This window comes from Methanobacterium sp., assembly GCF_038562635.1.
GTDB lineage: Archaea > Methanobacteriota > Methanobacteria > Methanobacteriales > Methanobacteriaceae > Methanobacterium_D.
The window spans coordinates 103,691-128,198 of sequence record NZ_JBCFBO010000003.1 but is presented as its reverse complement, the minus strand read 5'-3'; the positions used below and the strand labels follow the sequence as shown (position 1 = coordinate 128,198).

Annotated in this window: 28 protein-coding genes; 17 read left to right on the top strand and 11 right to left on the bottom strand. The window is 34.0% G+C overall.

Going from position 1 to position 24,508, the window contains the following annotated elements; all coding sequences use genetic code 11:
- Window positions 1-9: 9 nt before the first annotated feature.
- The 3 genes from AAGU07_RS15430 to AAGU07_RS15420 all read right to left on the bottom strand — a co-directional run bounded on the left by AAGU07_RS15430 (window position 10) and on the right by AAGU07_RS15420 (window position 1,763).
- A complete protein-coding gene (locus tag AAGU07_RS15430; RefSeq protein ID WP_342459978.1) occupies window positions 10-588 on the bottom strand; it encodes an HXXEE domain-containing protein in 579 nt (192 codons plus the stop codon).
- A gap of 384 nt (window positions 589-972) precedes the next feature.
- Window positions 973-1,461, bottom strand: a complete 489-nt coding sequence (locus tag AAGU07_RS15425) for a hypothetical protein (RefSeq protein WP_342459977.1) — start codon at window positions 1,459-1,461, stop codon at window positions 973-975.
- A 26-nt stretch (window positions 1,462-1,487) separates the two neighbouring features.
- Window positions 1,488-1,763, bottom strand: coding sequence for a helix-turn-helix domain-containing protein (locus tag AAGU07_RS15420; RefSeq protein ID WP_342459976.1), 276 nt, complete (start codon window positions 1,761-1,763; stop codon window positions 1,488-1,490).
- A gap of 97 nt (window positions 1,764-1,860) precedes the next feature.
- Here AAGU07_RS15420 and AAGU07_RS15415 point away from each other — a divergent pair, with 97 nt between their 5' ends.
- The 13 genes from AAGU07_RS15415 (at window position 1,861) to AAGU07_RS15355 (ending at window position 10,839) form a co-directional block, all read left to right on the top strand.
- On the top strand, window positions 1,861-2,211 hold the full coding sequence (locus tag AAGU07_RS15415; RefSeq protein WP_342459975.1) for a VOC family protein: 351 nt from the start codon (window positions 1,861-1,863) through the stop codon (window positions 2,209-2,211).
- A gap of 113 nt (window positions 2,212-2,324) precedes the next feature.
- Window positions 2,325-2,612, top strand: coding sequence for an MFS transporter (locus AAGU07_RS15410; protein WP_342459974.1), 288 nt, complete (start codon window positions 2,325-2,327; stop codon window positions 2,610-2,612).
- A gap of 128 nt (window positions 2,613-2,740) precedes the next feature.
- Window positions 2,741-2,908 (top strand): MFS transporter, encoded by a 168-nt coding sequence (locus tag AAGU07_RS15405; RefSeq protein ID WP_342459973.1) that lies wholly within the window; start codon window positions 2,741-2,743, stop codon window positions 2,906-2,908.
- On the top strand, window positions 2,866-3,471 hold the full coding sequence (locus AAGU07_RS15400) for an MFS transporter (protein ID WP_342459972.1): 606 nt from the start codon (window positions 2,866-2,868) through the stop codon (window positions 3,469-3,471). Before AAGU07_RS15405 ends, AAGU07_RS15400 begins: the two co-directional genes overlap by 43 nt.
- The gene (locus AAGU07_RS15395) at window positions 3,447-3,659 is read left to right on the top strand and encodes a hypothetical protein (protein ID WP_342459971.1); all 213 of its coding nucleotides are present in this window, start codon (window positions 3,447-3,449) and stop codon (window positions 3,657-3,659) included. Before AAGU07_RS15400 ends, AAGU07_RS15395 begins: the two co-directional genes overlap by 25 nt.
- 243 nt (window positions 3,660-3,902) lie before the next feature.
- A complete protein-coding gene (locus AAGU07_RS15390) occupies window positions 3,903-5,402 on the top strand; it encodes a DUF2193 domain-containing protein (protein ID WP_342459970.1) in 1,500 nt (499 codons plus the stop codon).
- A gap of 31 nt (window positions 5,403-5,433) precedes the next feature.
- Window positions 5,434-5,643, top strand: a complete 210-nt coding sequence (locus tag AAGU07_RS15385) for a DUF2180 family protein (protein WP_048082582.1) — start codon at window positions 5,434-5,436, stop codon at window positions 5,641-5,643.
- A gap of 9 nt (window positions 5,644-5,652) precedes the next feature.
- Complete coding sequence (locus AAGU07_RS15380) at window positions 5,653-6,429, top strand: MIP/aquaporin family protein (protein ID WP_342459969.1); 777 nt, start codon at window positions 5,653-5,655, stop codon at window positions 6,427-6,429.
- A 558-nt stretch (window positions 6,430-6,987) separates the two neighbouring features.
- Window positions 6,988-7,245, top strand: coding sequence for a hypothetical protein (locus AAGU07_RS15375; RefSeq protein WP_342459968.1), 258 nt, complete (start codon window positions 6,988-6,990; stop codon window positions 7,243-7,245).
- A 286-nt stretch (window positions 7,246-7,531) separates the two neighbouring features.
- Window positions 7,532-7,792 carry a hypothetical protein gene (locus AAGU07_RS15370; RefSeq protein ID WP_342459967.1) on the top strand — a complete coding sequence of 87 codons (261 nt, stop codon included), beginning with the start codon at window positions 7,532-7,534 and terminating at the stop codon, window positions 7,790-7,792.
- Window positions 7,793-7,796: 4 nt separating this feature from the next.
- Entirely contained in the window at window positions 7,797-8,225 is a 429-nt protein-coding gene (locus AAGU07_RS15365; protein WP_342459966.1) for a type II toxin-antitoxin system VapC family toxin, read from the top strand.
- Between the two features lie 329 nt (window positions 8,226-8,554).
- Window positions 8,555-9,910, top strand: coding sequence for an MFS transporter (locus AAGU07_RS15360; protein WP_342459965.1), 1,356 nt, complete (start codon window positions 8,555-8,557; stop codon window positions 9,908-9,910).
- Window positions 9,911-10,095: 185 nt separating this feature from the next.
- On the top strand, window positions 10,096-10,839 hold the full coding sequence (locus AAGU07_RS15355) for a hypothetical protein (protein WP_342459964.1): 744 nt from the start codon (window positions 10,096-10,098) through the stop codon (window positions 10,837-10,839).
- 152 nt (window positions 10,840-10,991) lie between these two features.
- Here AAGU07_RS15355 and AAGU07_RS15350 read toward each other — a convergent pair whose 3' ends face one another.
- From AAGU07_RS15350 to AAGU07_RS15340, 3 genes are all read right to left on the bottom strand, one after another.
- Entirely contained in the window at window positions 10,992-11,693 is a 702-nt protein-coding gene (locus AAGU07_RS15350) for a hypothetical protein (protein ID WP_342459963.1), read from the bottom strand.
- 52 nt (window positions 11,694-11,745) lie between these two features.
- Entirely contained in the window at window positions 11,746-12,327 is a 582-nt protein-coding gene (locus tag AAGU07_RS15345; protein ID WP_342459962.1) for a PsbP-related protein, read from the bottom strand.
- A gap of 779 nt (window positions 12,328-13,106) precedes the next feature.
- Window positions 13,107-13,739, bottom strand: a complete 633-nt coding sequence (locus AAGU07_RS15340) for a hypothetical protein (RefSeq protein WP_342459961.1) — start codon at window positions 13,737-13,739, stop codon at window positions 13,107-13,109.
- 355 nt (window positions 13,740-14,094) lie between these two features.
- Here AAGU07_RS15340 and AAGU07_RS15335 point away from each other — a divergent pair, with 355 nt between their 5' ends.
- Window positions 14,095-15,282: an ATP-binding protein gene (locus AAGU07_RS15335; protein WP_342459960.1), complete on the top strand. Its 1,188-nt coding sequence runs from the start codon at window positions 14,095-14,097 to the stop codon at window positions 15,280-15,282.
- A gap of 73 nt (window positions 15,283-15,355) precedes the next feature.
- Here AAGU07_RS15335 and AAGU07_RS15330 read toward each other — a convergent pair whose 3' ends face one another.
- The 3 genes from AAGU07_RS15330 to AAGU07_RS15320 form a co-directional block, all read right to left on the bottom strand.
- Entirely contained in the window at window positions 15,356-17,824 is a 2,469-nt protein-coding gene (locus tag AAGU07_RS15330; RefSeq protein ID WP_342459959.1) for a hypothetical protein, read from the bottom strand.
- A gap of 1,151 nt (window positions 17,825-18,975) precedes the next feature.
- On the bottom strand, window positions 18,976-19,107 hold the full coding sequence (locus AAGU07_RS15325; protein WP_342459958.1) for a hypothetical protein: 132 nt from the start codon (window positions 19,105-19,107) through the stop codon (window positions 18,976-18,978).
- Window positions 19,108-19,461 (bottom strand): hypothetical protein, encoded by a 354-nt coding sequence (locus tag AAGU07_RS15320; RefSeq protein WP_342459957.1) that lies wholly within the window; start codon window positions 19,459-19,461, stop codon window positions 19,108-19,110.
- Between the two features lie 127 nt (window positions 19,462-19,588).
- Between AAGU07_RS15320 and AAGU07_RS15315 the strand changes: the two genes are divergently transcribed.
- The 3 genes from AAGU07_RS15315 to AAGU07_RS15305 all read left to right on the top strand — a co-directional run bounded on the left by AAGU07_RS15315 (window position 19,589) and on the right by AAGU07_RS15305 (window position 22,430).
- Window positions 19,589-20,167 carry a hypothetical protein gene (locus tag AAGU07_RS15315; protein WP_342459956.1) on the top strand — a complete coding sequence of 193 codons (579 nt, stop codon included), beginning with the start codon at window positions 19,589-19,591 and terminating at the stop codon, window positions 20,165-20,167.
- Window positions 20,168-20,399: 232 nt separating this feature from the next.
- The gene (locus AAGU07_RS15310) at window positions 20,400-22,004 is read left to right on the top strand and encodes a carboxypeptidase regulatory-like domain-containing protein (protein WP_342459955.1); all 1,605 of its coding nucleotides are present in this window, start codon (window positions 20,400-20,402) and stop codon (window positions 22,002-22,004) included.
- 285 nt (window positions 22,005-22,289) lie between these two features.
- Window positions 22,290-22,430, top strand: a complete 141-nt coding sequence (locus AAGU07_RS15305; RefSeq protein ID WP_342459954.1) for a hypothetical protein — start codon at window positions 22,290-22,292, stop codon at window positions 22,428-22,430.
- Window positions 22,431-22,527: 97 nt separating this feature from the next.
- Here AAGU07_RS15305 and AAGU07_RS15300 read toward each other — a convergent pair whose 3' ends face one another.
- Window positions 22,528-22,701 (bottom strand): hypothetical protein, encoded by a 174-nt coding sequence (locus AAGU07_RS15300; RefSeq protein WP_342459953.1) that lies wholly within the window; start codon window positions 22,699-22,701, stop codon window positions 22,528-22,530.
- A gap of 107 nt (window positions 22,702-22,808) precedes the next feature.
- Window positions 22,809-24,116, bottom strand: coding sequence for an alpha/beta hydrolase (locus AAGU07_RS15295; protein ID WP_342459952.1), 1,308 nt, complete (start codon window positions 24,114-24,116; stop codon window positions 22,809-22,811).
- Window positions 24,117-24,508: the final 392 nt, after the last annotated feature.

The window sequence follows — 24,508 nt, the reverse complement described above, 5'->3', positions numbered from 1 at the left end:
AGTAAATTACTATCTATTGTCCTGTTTTTTATAGTTCCTTCTTATAATGCTAAATACAAGTATATGCAGTAATACTGCAAAAAAGATTGATATGGCTGAAATTAACGCCGGAACATGGATGTAAGAATAGAATATGATTAATGCATAGATTCCTACTGGAATTCCGAGTATTAAACTTATAAGTAACCCTGGATTATATTCCCTGTTCCTTACTGAAATAATCACATGGCTTAAACTGTTAAATACTGCAAAATAAGGGATCCATAAACCGAACATTATATTTGCAAATGATAAGCCTGAGGAAATAGGTATTAGAATCCATATAATGGGGATATTGACCCAGAATATAATTTTATCATTTAAAGGAAAATCACCTTCTTTAACCTTGAACACATTCCTGTTAACATAATTTTTAAAACCGTTCCAGTTATGTTCCTCAAACTGGTGCAGTAAATAAATGGGGAGCTGCAGCCAGATTAGAAATAGGAGGAAATTTTCAGGTTTTATAAAGATGTAAATAGGTACAGCAGCTATAACTGCAAGAAAAAGACTTAATTTTGCCCAATTAGTATAAAGCCAGTTGATCATTGTAAATACTCCTGGAATTAATTATTTATTCTCAAAGGTGTCCATTTTTTTATAAATTAACTAGAAACAAATAGTAGAAAGCAGCAAATACTAAAACAATTATTATATTTGCTGTTAATCGTTTCCAAAAGTCATACTTGAAATATTTAAAATCTAAAAAGACTATTACAGCTACTCCTATCAGCACATATATTATATTAATTATTAGATTTACCATTTAAATCCCCAGTTTTTTTATATAATGCCTTCTATTATTTAGCTTTTAGTTTATGACATTGAACGTTGCTTAACTTTAAAATAGGATAACAAAAGTTACTCAATCAGTTAAATGGTTGTATAAAATTTTAATATAATATAAAATACAGTATTATAATTTTAATTTCATTAATTACCACTTGTTTGCATTTTCACGTATGTATTCCACCTCATATTGAACATATCTGTCATAGAAGACGCTACTGCAGGGCTAAGGATCCACAAAGCAACTACTTTGTTAAGATCTAAAATTTCTTCATTAATTTTTGGAAACATGATCAGCAGTTCTTTTTCATCCACCACTACGTACTTGATAGGTGGCTTCCCTGAAATTATCATGTCTGGCTGGACTTCATCAAATGCTTTTACAAGGTCAATTTCGCCTTCACTGGTTTTTATAACATCGCCAGCAATAATTCGAAAGCTGATACTATTTCTTTTGGCTTTGGGAATGATGGATTTTAGAGCTTCAACTTCTTCAGGAAAATATAAATCACCAGTTATCATAACACTTTTTTTGGCTTTTGATACCATATCCAGTGATTTGGCTGTGATATTATCCTTGCCGTGGATCAACCATACCTTAGGCATTTCCTTTTTAATCTGCTGGTCATACATTAGGGATATTTCGCCCAGTAGTGTATCTATTTCTGTAAAAGAGTGGATCTGCGTTCATCAATTATGTTTCGCGGATCTCGGGCAGTAAATAACATGGGTCTTCCATGATCTACATTTACCCATTTTTCCTCTTTTAACTTATGTAAAACATCATAAATTTTTGTCCTTGGTATATTTGTCTCTTTGGCAATACTTGAAGCGTCAATTGGCCCGAAATTGGTTATAACGATGTAAGTCTTTGCGCCGTAATTTGTTAAACCCAGTTTCTGCAGTGAAGACAACATCTTCTCATCAAACATCATACTTTGTCACCTTTTCACCTGTTAAAGTTACACTATATTTATAAGCCGCTTACATTTTATAAAAGATTGGAAATGGAATAGTGGATGGTGAGAGAATATGAAAATCAAATACACTACATTGATAGTTAAGGATATGGATGAGTCTATTAAATTCTACAGAGAAGTTATGGGATTTGAAATAGACAGCCAGTACGATCTCGGACCGGCAGGAACAATTTCACTGCTTAAAGGTGAAGGGGAAACCATGGTAGAACTCATTAAAAATCCCACAGATGAACCGGGACTGTTTTCAATGGGTATGGATGTTGAAGACATAAAAGCCACGGTAAAAGAACTCAAATCAAAAGGCGCCAGGATCACAATGGAACCCATGCCGATAACAGTTGGAACCCTTGCATTCATGGAAGATCCAAATGGAGTTCGAATAGCGTTAATTCAACACCATTAACTTTTTTTTTAAATTATTTTAGACTCTGAAGATTTTAAAAACATATAAATTATAATAATGGGGCTGGCAAAAATGGAAACACAAATATCTGACGCAAAAAAGTAAATAAAACAATGGTTTTGCTGATTGCTACTTTAGCCTCATTTTTAACCCCATTTATGGGCACTTCCCTGATCATCGCACTCCCTACCATTGCAAACGAACTGGCAGTCAATGATATTCTTTTAAGCTGGATTTCAACAGCATATATTTTAACAGGTGCCATGTTTGCAGTCCCTTTTGGTAAAATTGCCGATGTTTATGGGATGAAAAAGATTTTTACATATGGTATCCCCATTTTAACCGTCTCCACATTTCTGGCGGCAGTACCTCCCTCAGCTGAATTTTTAATTGTAACCTGAGCTTTCCAGGGTATCAGCAGCGCAATGATAATGGTAACATGGCTTGCCATGATAACATCAGTATTTCCTCCACAAGAGAGGGGTAGAGCATAGGGATAAACCTCACTGTAGGATATGAAGGATTGGTCATGGGACCTGTCTTAGGGGGCTTTTTAACACAATATCTGGGCTGGAGAAGCATATTTTATTTAATAGTACCTCTCTGCTTGCTTGTAATGGTACTTATGCTCTTGAAAATGAAGGGAACGAATGGGTGGAATGCAAAGGTGAAAAGCTGGACCGATGGGGAACATTAATTTATATCATCATGCTGGCACTGGTTTTAATAGGATTTTCAACTATTATGGGTGCTCTCGGAATAATAATGGTTATTTTAGGGAGTATAAGCTTTATAATCTTCATCATGTGGGAATTAAAGGTTAAAAATCCTGTTTTAGGTGAACTGTTCTTTAAAAATAAGAAGTTCGCATTCTCTAACCTTGCAACCTTTATAAGTTATATAAGTACATTTGCAGTGAGTTTTCTGCTGAGTTTGTACTTACAGTTCATAAAAGGGTTTGATCCCAGAGCAGCTGGACTGATTCTTGTAGTTCAAACAATTTTTATGGTAGTTTTATCTCCAGCTGCAGGGAGGCTTTCTGATAAATTTGACCCTGGAAAATTAGCTTCACTGGGAATGGGAATAATAACCATTGGGCTATTAATCCTTGCACTGATAACAGCTGAAACCAGTTTATATATTATAATACTGGCTTTGGCGATTATGGGGATGGAATTGGAATATTTTCAGCCCCCAATGCAAACTCCATCATGGGGTCTGTTGAAAAGAAATATATGGGCGTATCTTCTGCAATATTAAGTACAATGAGAATTTTAGGCCAAACCTTTGGTATGGGTTTGATTTTAGTAATATTTGCAGTCTACATTGGTGCAGTCCAGTTTAGCCTGCAGAATTATCATGAACTCTTAATGAGTATTAAAATAACCTTCACAATTTCTGTGGTGCTGAGTTTAATAGCTGTTTTTGCATCCCTGGCCAGGAAATGAGTGAAATTTTATTTTTTTATTTTTAAATTTATATTTTTATAGGGCATAGGTTATATTTTTGTAGCGTTAAATTCGACTAGTTTTAGCCACACGGTGTTGTAATTTGAAAAAAAGGATGTCTGAAAATAATCAACTAAATTTTGAAAAAATAGATAACAAATATTATTAATATTTGATTGAAATTTAGTAGCATTTTAAAAAAATATATCAGTTATTAAGGTTAATAAATAAACTGGTGTTATTATGTCAGAACTATATGAAAAAATGATAAATGAAGCCATTGCGGCTCAGAAAGCAGATGTAAATACTGTGAAAAAATATAGAGGACATGAATTTAAAATGGAACATACAAAGGCGTATGTTGATGTAGCAAACAAAATGGAGGCCATTGATGGACAAAGTGAAGCAGTAATTAATCTTCATATTGATTCAATCAACACCCACTACAATACATTAACCAGTTTAACTGATACAGTAAGACCTGAAGATGATCCATTTGTAGAACACTATCAAACACCTGCAATATTAGAAATTTTGTACGACGAAGATGAAAGCTTTAAAAAGAGTGTAGATAAATTTATAGAAACCATTGGGAAGTCCGAAGATATTATAGGGCTTGATTCTGTAAGGAGGTATGCTGGATTTTACGGACCAACATGTGTTGTTGATTTTGCGTTAATCCCGGGGAGTACAAGTAACATAGTAAATAAAATTCTAAAAAGAACCGAAATACCTGATGATCATAAACAGGCTATCTTAGCTGCTAAATCATGGGGAATGAACACTTCCTATGGTATTGGTGAAGTTTTTGCAAATGAAATAGAAGATGGAATTACAATAACTGAAGCCGTTAAAAATGAAATTGAAATGGTTAAATCAATTTATGAAACTCCTGTTGAAGCCCAGGCAAAACTTATGGATTCATTAGGTCATGAATCTTTTGATGTGAGAAAATACATGTCAAATTACAAGAAAAGCATGAAAGAAACAGTAATGGCTGCAGTTGAGGATAATGTACACTATGGAAACATTGTAACCGTTCCAGCATACTGTGTGGGTGATATATCTCACCATATATCTCAATCAACATATAACATGTGCAAAGATGATGTAACAATGGCAATCATTGAAGCTACAACTGATGTAATGGAATCAACACTTAAAAACGCATTAGATAAATTTAAAAGTGAATACCAATTATTATCTGTAGCTACCGGAGCTGCAGCATGTGCAGTAGAATATATACTGGAATTAGATGGATTTAACGCACCAACAGTGGTAGAACTCCTAACAAGAAGATTCCACAACTATGTGCAGCTTAATCCTACAAGAGGTGCTGCAGCAGAGCTTCACAACTGTGACTTTATGGACACCATTTACCGAGGATGGAAAAGCTTAGATGAAGCAAGAAGAATGAAAAACGGAAGTGAAGAACCATTAGAACCAAAAGTAGCAGGATTTAAAGTAGATTTAGATCCAGTAGATAAAAATGAAGTTATAATGAATCCTCAAAGATACACCTATCCTGCATGTGCTATAACAGTTAGATTTTCCTCTTTAATGAGATTAGCGGATTATCCATGTTTGATTACCAGTGAACCAATAACTGCAACCATGATGACCAACATTATAGCGCTACATAAAGAGACTCCTGCATCCCCAGTTAGAGCATGTAAAAACTGCGCCTCTGCATGTCTTGTTGACTTCAGACATTCATACTGCCAGTGGAAAGAAGCAGTATAACTCACTTATTTTTTTTATAGGGGTGCTGAAAATGAAATGTTATATGTGTGCATTAGAAGGTAAAGATTCCGACGCTGTGGCAATTTGTATAGTTTGTGGTATGGGGCTGTGTATGGATCATGTGATACGTGAAGATGTTGAAATATGGGAAGGCGGATTTCCTTTTCCCAGTAAAAAACATGAAAAACCATTACCACGGATGTTGTGTGAATGGTGCTATGCAGCTTATAAAAGTGATTGAAGTGGTAGCATGGTTTCACTCAAAAAACGTTTTTTAGCAGAGCTTATAGGAACATTCTTCCTTGTATTTATGGGGGCAGGTGCTGCTGCAATAACTTTAATGATAAGCAAGGGATCTGCACTACCAAATGCATTTAATATTGGTATCGGCGCTTTGGGAGGCCTGGGCGACTGGTTAGCAATAGGTATGGCTTTTGGTCTGACTATTGTTGTTTTAGTCTATGCAATGGGCCATATTTCTGGCTGCCATATAAATCCTGCAGTTACCATTGCTCTTTGGGCCACTAAAAAGTTTCCAGGAAATGAAGTTGTTCCATATATCATTGCACAGCTTATCGGGGCATCTCTTGCAAGTTTCCTTTTTGCTGCAAGCGTGGGAATGAATGCAGTTACAGTGGGTGGTCTTGGTGCAACAGCCCCATTTGAAGGAATAAGCTATTATCAGGCAATTTTGGCTGAAACAATAGGTACATTCCTATTGATGTTTGTAATAATGGGTTCTGGTGTTGATAAGCGAGCTGTTCCAGGGTTTGCAGGGATTTCAATAGGTTTTACTGTTGCAGCAGTAATCACCACAGTTGGCAATATCTCTGGAGCTTCACTTAACCCTGCAAGAACTTTTGGGCCGTATTTAGGCGATTATGTTTTGGCAGGACATAACCTCTGGAATTATTTCCCAATATATGTAATTGGCCCTATTGTAGGGGCAGTTTTAGCAGCTTTTATTTATGAATATATGTCTTCTGAAGAAAAGCTGCCTGCTCAAAGGATAACAAGGGAAAAATAATTTTCTCTTTTTTATTTACTTTTAATGCGTTGGTTTTAAGATCTAATTTTAACTTAAATATAAAGAAACATTTGGATATGTAGGTATAGTTTTAGTCGAACGGCTACAGTAGTCTAACTGGTTTTTTAGGTAAAATATAACTTTAGAATCATAATTTACTATCGTTTTTGAGGTTGAATGAAAAACTAAGTTTTTTTGAACATTCGGAAATCCTTGATTTCCGATGTTTGCGAAGCTAGCTTCGCAACCGTGAAAACCTTTGATTTTTACATGCCACGAAATCCTCAAAAATCGCAGATTTTTGGAGGTTGAGAAAAATCTAAAAGATTTTTCGAACCCCAAATTTTTAAAAAAAATTTGGAGGTTTTTATAAAAATTAATTAGGTTAGATATGTAAAAGAAGTCCAATTAAATTTTTATTCGATATTTAAAAGCGGATTTCGCCCCCCTCCCCCCTTTAATATTAATAATATATAAAATAGTATTACATTTATATGAAATAAGCGCCATATCTTAAATAGCAGAGAAATGTTTGAAACTAAATAATATGTTGATACTATGGAATATTATGAAAATGAAGAATTCTGGTTTGTACTTTTTAAATTAAGATTACTTGCAAATAAGGATCCAAAGCTTAAACCAGAAAAAGCCCATGAATTTAGGAGATCATTTGAAAATATAAATAGAATTAAAGAAGATGCACATAAACTCATGGACAACGATAAATATCTGGAAATAATTTTAATGGCGGATGAGGTGGAAGAAACATTAAAAGCAGAAATAAAGCAAAAAAATTACAAAATAGATGATAAATGAATTAGTTGAATTGTAATGGGAATTAAGTTATGCCTTAAACACATTTTAAAAATATTTAGTTAATTTCGACTTGTTTTAACCTTACGATTGCCATATTTAAGTGATAGTAGGGTTCTCATTTTTTGCATCTTTATTCATTTAGAGTATGAACTATTTTTTTTAATTTATGGTAATTTTTAAAAAATGGTAAAAATTTTGTATTAGGTTAAATAATGTTATATTCCTTAATTAATATACTAACCATTAGCCTTATTTATGGTTGACAAGTTGATCTGGTGGTAATATAATGGAGCAAATAGAAATGTTGAAACATGTAGATGCACAGGGGAGGATAGTACTCCCTAAAAAATGGAGAGATAAACATTTGAAGGATCATTCCGTGGTAATGCTGGTAAAAGATGGCGAAATAATTGTAAAAGCCAATGAACCTGAAGATATAAGCGATCTCATAGATTCAGTTGAACTGAATATAAAGTCTGATTTAGGAGATTGGGACGAGGTCAGGAAAGAGCTGTATGACATAGGTCAAAAGAAGAGAAGGATGTGAAAACTTGAAACTGGTAGACTCCAATGTTTTCATCCATGGAATACTAAAACCGCGCAAAAACATCTCCCCAAGCAATAAAAAACTGAAAAAAAGGGCAAATAATTTAGTTTTAAGGATAAATAATGGTGAACCTGTTGGAATTTGTGTAATTCAATTATCAGAAGTTATACGTGTCTTTGAAAACCTTAAAGAGCATAAAATCGCGTTTAGACTTCAAAAATTCTTCTTAAAAAGTCCAACCATCAAAAAATTCCCTGTTTACGAGGAAGACCTCATGCATGCACATAGTCTCGTTTTTAGATATAAAGACAATGAAATTAGCTTTAACGATGCAGTAGCTTACAGTGTGATGAAAAGGGAAGATATTGGAGAGATATATTCTTTTGACAAGCATTTTGATATTTTTGAGGATATTAAAAGGCTTGAGAAATAAAATGCATTTTTTTCTATTTTTCGTTTAACTCAACTATATTTAGCCACAATGCCGTTATATTTGAGAAAATAAAAAAAATATAAAAAATTTATGTGAACATGTCAGCTGTTAATATTACTCCTTTTTTGTTATATTAGATATAACTTTACCTGCAAAAGTTATGCATACTAAATAAGGCTATTATTCCTGAACTTCATTAATTAATCCTTCCACTATCCGGATAAATAGTATATATTTAATATATCAGTAAAAACTATCATTATATTGAGTAATTAAACAAATAACAAATCAATTTCAGTTAAAATTTTTAAATGCAGGTGCTTTAACATATGGAGTATAAAGAACTAAAAAAAGATCTGTTATTAGTGGGAATTTTAGTATCATTTCTTACACCATTTGTTAGATCATCCATTAATCTGGCATTACCTGCTTTAGCTTATGAATTTGATTTATCTGCTGTATCTTTAACATTGATATCAACAGTTTATCTGCTTGTTAATGCTATACTGTATATTCCATTTGGTAGGGTTGGGGATATATACGGGCGAAAGCGTATCTTTCAATATGGATTGATTATTTTCACTATAAGCTCATTTGTATCAGCTTTCTCCACTTCTGGAGAAATGTTCCTTTTTACCCGGATTTTTCAAGCTGTAGGAAATGCAATGGTATTCGCCAATTTAAATGCCATGATATCATCAGCATTTCCCGTTAATGAAAGAGGTAGGGCCTTTGGATTAACATCAATGGGTGTTTTCGTAGGATTAATATTTGGTCCAATACTTGGAGGGGCTATCACTGAAATTGTAGGGTGGAGAACCTTATTCTATTTAGATACTGTAATAGGAATAATAGCCGCTTTTGCAATCACACGGTTTAAACATGATTGGATAGATGCAAAAGGAGAAAAATTAGATATTCTAGGATCATTTCTGCTAGGCATATCTATTATATTCATAATTTATGGATTTTCAGATCCTACCAGCAGTTACAGCCTATTTCTTGTAATTGCAGGAATAATCGGACTTTCAGCATTTTATCTAGTCGAAAAAAGAGTTGCATTTCCTTTAATTAATTTAGATTTATTTAAAAGTAAAAGTTTCACATTTGGAAATATCACTGCATTTATAAATTACGGTGCATTTGTAGCGGTAGGGTTTATTTTAACCCTCTATTTACAATATTTAAAAGGTTACAGCCCTCTTACAGCAGGCTTAATAGTTTCTATTCAGTCAATTATGATGGTCATTGTATCTCCATATGCTGGAAGATTATCGGATAAAATAGATCCTAGAAATGTATCCACTGTAGGGATGGTAATAACAACTATTGGTGTAGCTCTTATGGCATTAATTAACTATGATAATGCCACATATCTGGGAGGCGTATCTCTCATTATTTTTGGAGCAGGTATCGGTTTATTCTATTCTTCAAATACCAAAGTGGTTATGAGTGCAGTGGATAATAAATATTTTGGAATAGCTTCAGCAACATTAAGTAATGTGAGATCTATGGGGCAGATATTTGGAATGGGCATAGTAACGTTAATTATTTCTGCTATTTTGGGAAATGCGCAAATTATGCCTTCCAATTATCCCGAACTATTTATAAGCATAAAAATTGCATTTGTTGCCATCGCTGTTTTAAGCGCAGTTGGAATTTTCACATCGGTATTGGAAGATTAAATAATATTAGAATTCAGTTAACTCAACTTTCATTAACCATATGGTCGTAGTTGATATTTATAATTCGTTAAATGAGACTAATTTTAGCCACATGGCATTTATAGTTTAATGATGGTGTAAAATTCATAATATCTGCTGATTAAATGCCAAAAAATATTTATACTCTATTTATGAAAGTGGTTACTATGCACAAGAAAAATTTACTGGTTGCAGGCGGTTTAATAGTGGGTATTGTTGTTTTATCAGCTATTGGGTTCTTTATAATCATTCCTGCAATTGTAGATACTTCAACAGCTATTTCAAATTCAATCACCGACAAAGCATGTAAATTAATTGAATCTATAGGAGTAACGACTTTTGATAATTCAACTCCGGAAGCAACAGCGGTATCTATAGCAAGACTAAATCTTGGAGAATGGGGTTTTAACAGTGCTACGATAAAAAGTGTTCATTTGACTTCTGATGGGAAGTACTGGATAGTGGAAATATATAATAGCGTATATCAAGATGGATTTGATGTTGTTACTGTTGATGCCAAAACATGGGCGAGTAAAATAGGGGATAAGGAATGGAAGTCGCTGGATGAACTGAAAGCAGTTTACATTGCAGAAATTCAATCAGATAGTCTATTGGGAAAACATCATAAAATAATTGTGGATGGTAAAGAAATCTGGAAAGTGCCGGTATCTGTATATTCTCAGGAAAACGATTGGTTGGGACAAGACGAGTACGTTTATGTCGATGTTGCAACAGGAAAAAGCAAGAATACATGGGGTGAGTTTAATGAGGCTGCAGGAACAGGCGGCTGGTTAACACTTAAACAGGTAGACGATACGATTAATAAAATGCAAAAAGAAATGGATGCTTTGGCGGGAGTAACATCAGAACCATCATTTAAAGATGCTTTAAGAGATTTATATCCAGAATAATTTTACTGCGTTAATTCGACTTGTTTTAGCCGTACGGTTGTTATATTGGGTATAATGGAGTTTTTTTATTTTATAATGCATAAATTTGATATATGATCTATAACGAGCTATATTTGCTCATTTAAAAAGAAAAAGGATTGCAAACTCCTTAATTAGTTTGCTAATTTTGTGCCGAAATATTTACTATAATCATTGTTGGTTGCATTTGTTTCGTTTATAACCTGTTCAACACTTAATATATTGGGAAATCCGCTGTTATATCCATTTCTCCATCCATAATACTTGATTTTATATGTTCCCCCAACTTTTAACTGGTTAAAAATATCCCGCGTATTGAATTTTTGGAACAGGAAGTTTTCATTATTAAAGAACCCTTCACTTTCATTTGTAACAAGCATTAGTTGATTTGCATTGTCTATAACCACCATTCCATATTTATTGGCGATTATTCCTGGCTTAGGTTCCCATCCTTGAACTTTAATTATTTTTTCCTGTACCGAGGGTACTTCATAAGCATTCCACCAGTATACACAACCAATTGGGTAAATTACCATGATTGATACAATAAAAGCTAAAACAAACGTTATAAATATTGATCCTTTATGATTTGGTCCTCTATGATGTGTTTCCTTGTGATGCGGTTCTTTGTGGTGTGGTTTTTGGTGATTTGGTCCTTTGTGGTGTGGCTCTTTGTGAGGTGATTCTTTATGGTGCAGTTCCTTGTGATGTGGTTCCCTGTCCTTCAATTTTTTCCATCTTACTACCGCTACAACTGTAGCGATAATTAAAGGGATTATTATATATATGCCTGCCTGTATCAATAGTCCTTCTAACCAACTTGGTGCTACAAACATTTTTATTCTCCTTCCTATTTCTCATGATTAAATGAGTTGTATCCTATTAAACTTATTGAACCTTCAAACTATTGAGAATAATGCCAAATTTGGCTTTTTCTTTATCAAAGTTTTTATCTGAAGCTTGGAGTGTAATTAGATATGATTTACCGTCTTTTACAAAATAAATCAGTGTAAATCTCATTAACTTACTAAAATTGGGGTTATCTACAACATATACGTCTTCATAAGCGGTTGTGTTGTCCAGTGTAATTGTATAACTTGCAGTTTTATTTCCTCCAGGAATTATGCTTTTTTGCATTCCCGCGATTACTGTTTGCTCTGATATATCTGTATCGTTCATTATTTGGATATTAAACGCTGTGGCTTTAAATGCAACCTCTTCATAGGCAGAGATCATATCGCTTCCATCCGGATTCTTACCAGTATCTACCTTCCAGTTGTAAGGATACTTAAAACTAACCCCATAAGCAGAAAAGGTCTTTGTGGATACGTTAGCAACTGTATTATAGCTTGTATCATTAACACCATAATTTTTATTTGGGGCTGTAAAATTATCAAGATATATGCATCCTGAAGTTAAAATAACAAAAGATAAGAGCCCTAATATTATTCCAACATATTTTTTTTGCATTTAAACCGCCTGATTTTTGTATACAAGTTATTTTTTTTTATTTAGAGTTGTTATTAAATCCGCATATGTACTTTTAACTTAAAACCGCCGCAGATTTTTAAAATCCAATTTCACACTAAATACTTTAAGTCGTCCATAATTTCTAAGAAACAATTAGCATTCAATAATCTTTAAAAAGCATTTAATTGTTTCTAGTACTTACGTCTTTCATTTTAAAGATTAATTCTACTTTTTTGACTGTTTGGCACATATGTATAAAAAGATTATGGAAATAGAACAAAAAGTTATTAATACTTAATAAAAAACATGAAAAAAATAAGATATGATCTGGATTGTACTATTATTAACACAACTTAGTGTAACAGTGTTCACCTTTTTATTTTTTAGCTCCTCGGGGGCAATAAATCGGCTTGTTTTAACCCTAAAGTTGTTATATTATGTTATAACAAGGTTTTTCTAAATAAGACATAAATTTGCAGTACAATCTGTAAAAAGTTCGGCACTAATTCACACTTGTTCAGAATTAGTTAAGGTATAAAAAAACGCCTAAACTTGTAAATAGCATCTAAAAAGGATTATATTAATTTAGTGAACCTCTAAAATCATTATAATCAATTTCACATAATTCTAAATCATTTTTAAATGAAAATAATAATTTTAAATTCTTCAAAAAGCAATGTGTTTTCTAATATCCCATGTAATCTTTACTTAATGTTTTAAAATCCAACTAAAGCACTACAACGGACTAATTTAAAAATAAAAGGGATTGCAAACCCCTATTAGTATGCAAATTTTGTACCGAAGTATTTATTATAATCATTGTTTGTTGTATTTGTTTCGTTTATAACCTGCTCAACACTTAGTATATTTGGGAATCCGCTGTTATATCCATTTCTCCATCCATAATACTTGATTTTATAGGTCCCCCCAACTTTCAGCTGGTTAAAAATATCCCTCGTATTGAATTTTTGGAACAGGAAGTTTTCATTATTAAAGAACCCTTCACCGTCCTTTGCAACAAGCATTAATTGATCTGCATTACTTATAACCATCCCCCCATAGTCACCGGAGACCATTCCTGCCTTAGGTTCCCATCCTTGAACTGTAATTATTTTTTCCTGTACAGACGGCACTTCATATGCACTCCACCAGTATACACTGCCAAGTGGGTACATTACTATGGCTGATACCATAAAAGCTAAAGCAAACGTTAGGGCTATTGATAACTTCTTTGATTCATTGTAATATGGTTCTTCGTAATATGGTTCATCAGGATATGCCTTGTGATGTGGTTTATTCTTCAATTTTTTCCATCTTACCAGCCCTAAAATTACAGCGATAAGTAACGGGATTCCTATGTATATACCTGCCTGTATTAATAGTCCTTCTAACCAATTTGGTGCTATAAACATTTTTATTCTCCTGTTTTTCTCGTGATTAAATGAGTTACATTAAACATCGATAGTTAAATTAGTCTTTGTCGAATAAGAATAAAAACATTACCTTTTATATTAAACTATGACTGAGTTGAGCGTATTTCGTTAAACTTAACTATATTTAGCCACATGTTCGCTGAATTTTAGCAGCAGTAGAAATGTGCAGGTTTTTTAGTGTATTTAAGTAAACTAAAAATTCAGGTGAAATGAAATACATTTGTGTAATCAGGTAAATTTTAAATGGTAGTATACGTAAATTCATTAGTGTAATTAAGTAAACTAAAAATTCAGGTGAAATGAAATACACTGATGTAACTAAATGGGGGATTATATGCCAATTTTACCATTAGGAATTCCGACTGATTTGGATAAATATTTTTACAACCGTGAAAAAGACTTAATAACACTCAAATCCTTTTTAAATACACTTAATCATGATGTAGCTAATCAAATGTTAGTTACGGGATATAGGGGTGTTGGTAAATCATTTTTATTGAAGAAACTGTTAGCAGAATTACCTGATAATATTCTCACAGCATATATAGACATGTCTAAAATATTCGGTATTCAAAAAGGCAGGATAACAGAAGAATTAATAATGAACAGCCTTTTAGAAGAAATGAATGAGTCACTACGAGAAGATATGGATGATTTGACAAGATCATATGATATAGTTAAGGATCTTATAATGAAAATCTGGCAAAAGAAATTTGATTTTAAAGAAGCAGGGACAGCTATGGGGATAGCAATTCCTGATATTAAGGATAACTATGAAAAACTCAGTAAATTTGTAATGGAATTCCCCCAAAGAGTGGTTGAGCTTTCAAATGGAAAAATAAATGGTTTTGTAATAGTAATAGATGAATTCCAACTTATCGGCGAATTGGAATCTCCAGAAGCATTTTTCTGGTTGTTTAGGAGTTACACTCAGGAACAGGATAATGTAAGTTATATCTTCACAGGGTCAACATCCGCGTCCAGCGATATTGTAGATAAAATAAATGGTATAAAAGGGGCTTTCGGAGGTAGAATGACTCAGTATACTGTTGACCCATTTACAAGGGAAGAATCTGAAGGCTATTTAAAAGAGAGAGTATCAGAGTTAAAATTCACTGAAAGTGGTTTAAACCGATTTTATAAATGCACAAGGGGATACCCAGCATATATAAACAGCTTCTGTAATACCATGTCTGGAGATGTAGAATATGATGATGAACTGGTTATCCAGACATTCTATGAAAAAATTGAGCAGATCGCCATTATGTGGACTGCAGTATGGGCCACACTTTCAGGTAAAGAAAAAGATATCATTACAACCCTTATTGAAAACGGGCCATTAAACTGGAGTGATTTGCTGTCTAAAGTTGACTTTTCCAATAAGACACTTGCAAAATATGTGAATATAATAAAAAATAAGGGCATACTGTCTCATTCTGGCAAAAAGTATATGATTGATGACCATATGTTATTTGCATGGTTGGAATATAAAAAAGAGAGGGATGGTTTTTATCCGCCTTAATTCGTTAAAATTGACTATCTTTAGCCATATGGTCGTTATACTTTATAAAAAATAAAGAAAAAAAGAAATTGAATTATTCCCTTTTTGAAGTTACTAAGCCACCAAACACTGTTAGAATTGTAAGTATTAATCCAGATAATGGTAACCCTGTTTTTTGTAGTGGTATTGTTTTACTTACTGCTTTTACTTCACTGACTGCATTGATTGTAATCGGTGTTACACCTTGGCTGTTGATATTGTAAGTCTCTGAAGAGATTGATGAGCTAAATACATATGTTCCGGGATTGTTTACATAACCTGAAATATGCAGGTACGGGTCTCCTACTGGAACATTTGTTAAAGTCCATGTTATCGTGTTAGTGTCTGCATTGTAAGCCCAGTTTCCATCACCAGTGATTTGTGATATTTCAAAGCCTTCTGGTAGTGGTATTGTTATTGTAACATTTGTTGCCTCATCTGGCCCTTTGTTTCCGAGCTTGTAGGTTAATGTGAATGTTTTGCCTATTTTGGGGTTGTTTTTATTGCTTGTTATTTTGATATATAGGTCTGACGCTTTGTTGATGATGATATAAGCAGATTCTGTGTTGTTTGTAGTGTAATTATCAGCAGCTGCTGTGACTTTTACTGGATTGAATAGCGGATTTACGGTTCCTTCGTTAGCATAGAATGTAGCAGTAACAAGCCCATTTACAGTGTTTAATGTGATTGAATGAGTTATTCCAGAATTGGAAGCTTGAATAACAGGGTAAATTGCGGGGGGCGTGTACGCACCTAATGTAGAAATTAAGCTTCCCCAAGGTACACTCAAAGTAATAGGTCCATCAGGGATATGCCCGCCAGTTAGTTCACCACAGCCGTTAATGTGATTGAAATCAGCAGTTACAGTTGATGTTTTGGTGTTATTGATATTTGTAGGGTCTGCATGTACTGTTAATGTAATCCAAGTACTAGCATCCACTGAACCAGTATTATTCACTACGATGAGGTTTTGAATAGTTTTTGGGTCTGTATTTGAACCCCACCAGTTAAGTGTAGCATTCATTGTCCCGTTATTATTGTAAATTGCATTGCCTTGATCTGCAGTGTTTCGGGCAATCCAGTTGAAATGAATTTCACAATTACCCTCTTCATGATAGATGGCTCCACCTTTCTTGGTTGCAGTGTTATCTGTGAGTGTAGACTCTGTGATGGTTAATATTCCACTATTGTGGATGGCTCCACCATCAAATTTTGCGGTGTTGCCTGTTAACGTAGAGTTTTTCACTGTTAATTTTCCCTGGTTGTTGTCGATAGCCCCGCCCCATGCTTTTGCGGTGTTATTTGTGAGTGTGGAGTCTGTGATATTTAACTCTCCTTGGTAGGCGTCGATAGCCCCACCAAAGGATGCAGTGTTGCCTGTGAATGTGGAGTTGGTGATATTAATTGTTCCTTTAATGCTGCAGATAGCCCCACCATAGTATGCGGTATTATTGTTGAATGCGGTTTCTGTGATGGTTATGGTTCCACCCCAAATACTGATGGCTCCACCATCAAATTCTGCGGTGTTGCCTGTGAATGTGGATTTTTCGATGGTTAATGTTCCATTAGCAGTGTTATAGATTGCTCCACCATCATTGTCAGTTGCAGTGTTATTTGCGAGTGTGGACCCTGCGATGGTCAATATTCCCTCATTGTAGATAGCGCCACCATTAACTGCAGTGTTACCTGTGAGTGTACTGTTAGTTAGGGTTAGTGTTCCGTAATTGTAGATGGCTCCACCTTCTGAATTATCTGCGGTGTTATTATTGAATGATGTTTTGGTTATGTTTAATACGCCAGTTGCATAATTATAAATAGCCCCTCCAGATCCGGCAGTGTTATTGTTAAACGTACTACGGGTCATGTTTAAGTTTTTAGAATTGTAGATTGCTCCACCATAAAACCATCCAGAGTTATTGTTGAAAGTACAATTGGTCATGTTTAAATTTCCATAGTTAGCGATGGCTCCACCAACACCATTGGGTACTGTGTTATTATTGAAAGTACTGCTAATCACTTGTAATATTCCATCATTATAGATGGCTCCACCTCCCATTGCAGTGTTCTGTGTGAAATTACAGTTAGACACTGTTAGGGTGCCGTTATTGTAGATCGCCCCTCCAAAGATAGTTGCAGTATTCTTGTTGAAGTTACAGTTAGATAATATTATAGTTCCATTATTGTTAATAGCCCCACCTTTCTTAGTTGTACTAGCGTTAGTTAGTGTTAAATCCTGGAATGTAACAGTTATTCCCTGGTTGATTGTAAATATTGATCCTTGTCCTTGACCATCAATTATGGTGCTTGTCTGACTTTGGCCGATGATGGTCATGTTTTTGTTTATTGTTAAGTTAGTGTTTCCTGTGTCTTTGTAAGTTCCGTTGGCGATGTTTATTGTTCCATTTGGATTTACGCTGTCTATTCCTTTTTGTATTGTAAGGTATGGATTATCAATAGAACCATTACCACTTGTGTCATTTCCAGTGGTATTGACGTAAACATCTGCTGCAGAAACAGCACTCAAACAGAATAATAAGGTTAAGCTTATAAGCAGTAAAGGAATAATGAATTTAATTTTAGTTGTAATCGTTTGGTTTCGTATGTTTTCACCTCCTTTGTGCCGAATACATTAAATTATTGAGTATTAATTGAAATCATGTTGTATGGCGCACCTTAAAAAAATAATTGGGGTGAAAATAACTCCATTGACATTTAGATTAATTAGTTAGTAAGTATATTCTTCAAAAAAGTGTTAGTTTTAGCTATTATTAAAACTTAACTAGTAAAAGGTCTTATGAATAGTTTTAAAGTAATTATTACAATTAAATTAAGTAGATATCCTAAAATAAACATCATTATTTTTGCAAGGTAATTTTATATTTCAATCACTGCGTAAAACTCGACTATAACGAAGTTACTAATCTGAATTGTCATCTTTCGAATCAGTATAATATGCATTTATATCTCTAACTCCCTCCACTCCGTACCTCCTAATCAGATTAGGCACTTTACTCACAGAAAACTCAACACCTCACTCCATCAAACACAACTCAACCTCCACATCCAAAACAAAAAGCTCCACCCTCTCAGGAACCACTCCCTTCCTCGCAAACTTGACCATATGCGGATATCTTGACTCAAAGGACTCAGACTCAAAGAAATCAGTGATATAAACAGTGAAATTGTGAAAAAATAGGGTGATAAACTCATCTGGAATATTGATGTATTGGATGAAGGTGCAGTAGTTACTTTTTTGGTTAAAGAAGATGAAAACTAGATTATTAAGTTATCAATTTCCCATTATTTATTATAATAGTAAAAAATATTACTATTTAAGTTACATAGTAATCTATCATATTGCAGAGGGATTTAAATTAGTTACACTAGGAACGAAAAGGAAGATGTATTGATATATCTTTATTTTATGGCTATTTTATTCTTTATCCTCTTACTGGCAAGTTTTTTTGTTGTACCTGAAAGAAAAATAGTGATTTGGTTTTTTGGAGCTGTTGGTACATTGGTAAGTGGATCAATTTGTCTTCATGAAGGATTAAAACTACGGTCTAAAAGCAGTTCAGGGTATGATTTTCGTATTTCCCGTCATTATATCATAATTGCATTATTTTCATTTGCTTGTTTTGCAGTATTCGTCGTGCTTTATTATCTGTTTGGCTTTTATCCAAATCCTCCTTTAAACATTAACGGCACTGATTTAACGTCATTACATTGATCTGTGATTAAAATCCATTCTTTCTCTTTTGCAGAGTATATCATATTTTCCATAACACCTTCAACCCACACTTCCAATCAAATTAGTACCCTCCTCACTGAAAAATCTACTTCATCCTCCATCATGCACAAATCAACCTCTACATTCAAAACAGAAGGCTCCACTCTCTCGGGAATCAGACCTTCCCTAGCTGCATTGATTATATTTGGATACGTTGATTCAAAGGCTTCCGCCTCAAAAAGGTCTGTGACATAGACATTACAATCTTTGATATAGATCTTACGGTTTTCTGGTGTCTCTAATCTTTCAACATAACTTATAATTTTCCCAATTTCGTTTTCATCAAGGCCCCAAATCTTGAAGGTCGCAAAATACTTGTTTTTTTCTTTATTATACTCAATTCGTACCAAATTGGTTTTTTCTGGTTTCATTTAAACCGCCGATGTATTTTGATCATATTCTTATTACTTTTTGTATTTAAATATATCTTTTTTCAAAAAGTAATTACTTTTAAAAAAACGACAGCCTCTTTATATATCAGGGGATTTAAAAAGTAACATGATTGAAATGGCGTGTAATATCCTGATAACGAACCTTACAGAAGCTGATGAAATCAGTAATGCCGTAACTCATAGAGATACAAGAGCTGATAAAGTAATTGTTTTATCAAGCAAACATGTTGAAATATCTGAGCTTGGTCAAATTCCAGTAGAACATATTGAAATAGATGAAAGTTTGGAAGGCTTCATTAAAATAATAACACCTATTTTTAAGGAAAACAGGGAATATTGCACAATTATAAAACCAGATATATTTGGCCTATACCTGCTGTGGATTATATGTGAATTTAGAACAATTAACCCTGTTAAAATTTATCCACAAATGACTCAGTTGCCAATAATTAAAGGTAGATTCTTTGGGGCCAAGAAAAAGAATATAATGAACTGGATCAAAGAAAATCCTGGAATTGAAAAAAGGTTGGTTGTTGAAGAATTTAAAAAGCACACCAAAAAACAATCAGAAGGACCGCTTTATCAACATATCCAGGATCTCAGATCAATGGGGTTAGTTGAGGAAAAGAATAAGAATGAACTTTATGTTACTTCTTTGGGGTCTGATTTTATTGAGTTAATTTAAATTTTAAATCTTTGCAGTAACTTTGCACTTAAATATTAGTATCTATCGCCATCTTTATGGGCATAAAAGGTATTTAACTATTATTTCCCTGATTTTATGGCTCATGAATTATAACTTCGTTTAATAAATTTTCTTTATTCATTATATGTAAATAAACAGTCAATAGTACCTAATTATAAGAAAAGTATTTATATTATTTGCCTAAAATACTAATCATTTTGTTATGGGCAAAATGGAGGTGAAAAGGATTCAAAGACAAATAATATTAATAACCATCACACTGTTTTTTATTATTACTACATGCTGCGCTGTCTCAGCAGCAGCGGTAAATGATAATGATACACAATTATCTGTTAATACAGGTACTGCTCCAGTAAATACAAGCGTTGTGATTTCTGGTAATGTCAAGAGATGTTCAAATGGAGATAATTTTCAAGGTGTTACGGTCACAGCTTTTAAAAATGGGGTTAAATTGGCGAGTACAACTACAAATGCAGGCGGTACATACACTCTAAACTTTCAGAGTGCAGATAAAGTTTTCACAGTTACAACCAGCTATCCTGGACATAAATCCGCCAGTAAAACAGTTACTGTAAATAATAACTCAATAGGGACAGCTAACTTCCAGTTAGGAATGGACAGTGTTTACGTATCTTCTATAGGAAGTGATACAACTGGTATTGGAACTTTAGATAATCCGTATAAAACTATACAGAAAGGTCTGGACAATGTTAATCCTAGAGGGACCGTTTATATTGCAAATGGGACTTACACATTAAGCAGCTTCTCAATCAGTAAAGACGTTCATATTGTAGGTGCAAACCAGGAAAGTACTATTTTAGAAGGGTGTTTATTTTATATTCCGGCTTCTATTAATTTTACAGTTATAAATTTAACAATAAAACAGAGTATTATACCTGCCTCTTCTATTTTCAATTCGAGAGGTAGTTGCTACATTATAAATTGTACTTTCATAGGTGTTGAAAGAAATAGATACCCTGCTATCTACAATTTAGGTACCTGTTATATTGCGGGTTGTACTTTCATAGGTCATAATTCAAGTGAATATAGAGATATCATGGGTGGCGGTGCTATTTGCAACTTGGATACTATTACTGGCTTGAGTGGCTGTACTTTCATTAATAACACTGCATTTATTGGCGGTGCTATTTGGAACAAAGGTACTATTGACTATATCATTAGATGTACTTTCACTGGTAACTCTGCAATAAATCCAATAGGTACTGGTGCTGGTGGTGCTATCTGCAATCAGGGGACTATTGATTATATGAATGGGTGTACTTTCACAGATAATTTTGTAACTGGGACTCGTGATTCTGACGGCGGCGCTATTGCCAATACACATGATTCGGAAAAGGGAGATAGTGGACGTATTAACATTGTAAGTGGCTGTACTTTCATGGGTAACAGTGCAACTTATGGTGGTGCGGTATTTAATAATAATAGGGGAAGCTATATTGTTTTGAGGGATTGTTCTTTCATTAGTAACACGGCAAGTGCTGGTACTGAAATTTATAATAGGGGTACAGCAGTTGCTGAATACAACTGGTGGGGTTCAAGCTCAGGCCCATCTTCCAGTCAACTTTACAATGTGCAAGTTAGTAAATGGTTGAGAGAACCCCTTGGTCTAGGTTTAGGATCACCGAATCATGATAGTAATGGAAATGAATCAAGTAATGGAACTTACAATACAGTAAACGCCGCAGGCAAAACAACAGAAACAATAGGACTCCAGAAAACAGGTATGCCTTTAAATTATCTATTACTTGCAGTTTTAATGGTTTTAAGCGGTTTAGTGGCGCCAAAAAGAAAATAATATTCTTTACTTTTTTATGTATTAAACTAAACTCCTTATTTTTTTTAGATTAAATAAATCTATGGCTAGCAATCACTGGTTTAGAATTTTAATAACTATGCTGCATGAATCAATAGAATATCTTGAAAACAAGCATCGATTCGGAAAAATCCACCCAAAATAAACTTGTAACATGAATTGCAGTCATTTAATACTATTTGAATTTATAAATAATATAAATAAAATAAAGTCCTAAAGTATTAATTGAATTAAATCATAAAAAACACGTTTAAGGGGCTAATAATAATGGTTAAAAAATTAGCGGTATGTGATAACTGTGATTATAAAGGAGTTGCAGATGTAATTGAAATGGAAGAGGGTGACGACAAATACTGGGACTGTCCAAACTGCGGCAAGCGGCACATAAACGAAGGTACCATCATTTAAGGAAAATAATGGAAATTATTGGACTTGAAAAATTAAATATCTGCAGTAATAGTTAGGGGTAATTTTTTATTTTAAAAAATATGGAATTTATGGCATCTCATTTGTTTATGAATTTAAAAAATATGACCAGATACACCAGAAAAATTCCGATATTAAAAAATAGCCTTTCCCAGAATAGATGCCTGAGGAACAGGAGATCTACGGCAAATAGGATAATAGCAAAGATTACGACTGATGCTATATTCATAGCTGTTGGTTTAACCTTTTTCATATTTTAAACTCCTATTTAAATATCTAAATATTCCGTATTTTCAGTTATTAATTGACTCCAATAATTTAATGGCGTAAAAATGCATTTTTCACTAAAACTATTTAATATCATGTCCTGTTGAAGGTTTCATCCAGCCAATCAAAAACTCTTTTATTTGAAAGCGGTAGATTTCCTGCCTGGCAGTGGTCTCCAGCCCCTTCTGAAGTTTTAAACAGTATAAATGTTTTAGTGCAGTTTAAATGTTTGTAGAGCGCCTGGGACTGGCCAGACATGGTCAAATCATTTTCAGAGTCGCAGACAAGGGTAGGGCACACGATCTTATCTGCAGAATCGATCATGTTGCATTCGGAGTATTTCGGCAGAAATTCACTTGGAGAACTGGCTTTAAAGGTGTACATTCCGTTTTCAAAGGACCAGCGCATTAAAGTGCTGCTGTTCATCCTCTTCATGATTTCATCATTAAATTCCTGGGGATTGGATTTAAGGTAATCCACAAATTCTTCCCTGCTAATATTAAACTCCTCCGGCATACCCATAATGGGGTCATAAACCCCACCGTTTGCGATCACGGCTTTAATGCGGTGGTCATAAGCTGCAGCACGGGGAGCAAGATATCCGCCAAAACTCAAACCATAAATGGCCAGGTGATCGGAATCCACATCTTTTCTGGATAAAGCATAAGTTACCACAGGCTCAACTACTTTTTCCCAGTCTGATCTAAAAGGCAAACCCTGAACCCTGATTACCCTTCCTTGACCCGGACCTTCAAAGGTTAAAACGTTGTAACCTCTTTGATTGGCCGCTACAGCATATACGTAGAGTTCTTCCTGAGTCCCGTCAAAACCGGTCTGCAGGAGTAGGGTGGGTCGAGGTTTACCTGAATCATTGACCTTGTAGAAGTATCCGGGTAGAGTTGTGTTTTCGTAGGGTATTTCCACGGCTTCAATTTGGGGAGTGGATAGTTGGGTTGCTATTTGGAAACATTCATGGCTTTTATTCCAGTTTTCCAGTATTCTGGGATCTTCGGGATTCCCATGAAGGTAAAACTCGCAGACACGGTAGTAGTTAGATGCGCACAGGTACAGATTTCTTGCAGTGTCATTTTCACCCTTTGAAATGTGGTTATTGGCTTTTATTTCAGTTTCAAGGGCTGTATGGTGCCATGCTGAGTACCAGCTTTCCATATCTCCCGATTTAATTTTGGAAGCGGTAGCCAGGCATTCATAGGCCGAAGATGTGTTGTATGCTGACTGCCCTAAAACCCGTATAAATTCGTATGAAAAGGAAGAATCATTAAAAAAAGTGATTTGGGGATTATAGGTTGGTATCTCTGCTTCAAAATTGGAACTAAAGACAAAAGCTGGAAAAGCTATTACTATTATTAATAAAATCGTTAACAAGTTTAATTTATCCATTTAAATCTCCTATATGATATTTGGTAATTTTTATATAAATCAATCTTTTTAAGGGCGCTATTTCATATTAACTCAAATCAGGATTATTCCAAATGTTAAGTAAAGCAAGATGGTTACAAATGTTATATGGCATAATTTGTTTTAATCCTTTTAGATATTTTATTGGTTATGACGGTATTAGGCCGCTTAATTTAGTTGTTACAGACCATCTGAAGTTCAAAAACATGGCTGCGTTATTTTGGCTGTATTTTTATATTTTCATTTTAATTTCAGGGTTTTACACATAATTTAAGTTACAATACTATTTGGCAGGTAATTATAGTTTAACACTGCAAAGCGAGAGAATATCTCTAAAACAAGCTTTAAAGGATTTGAAACTATTCTGGTTTTGG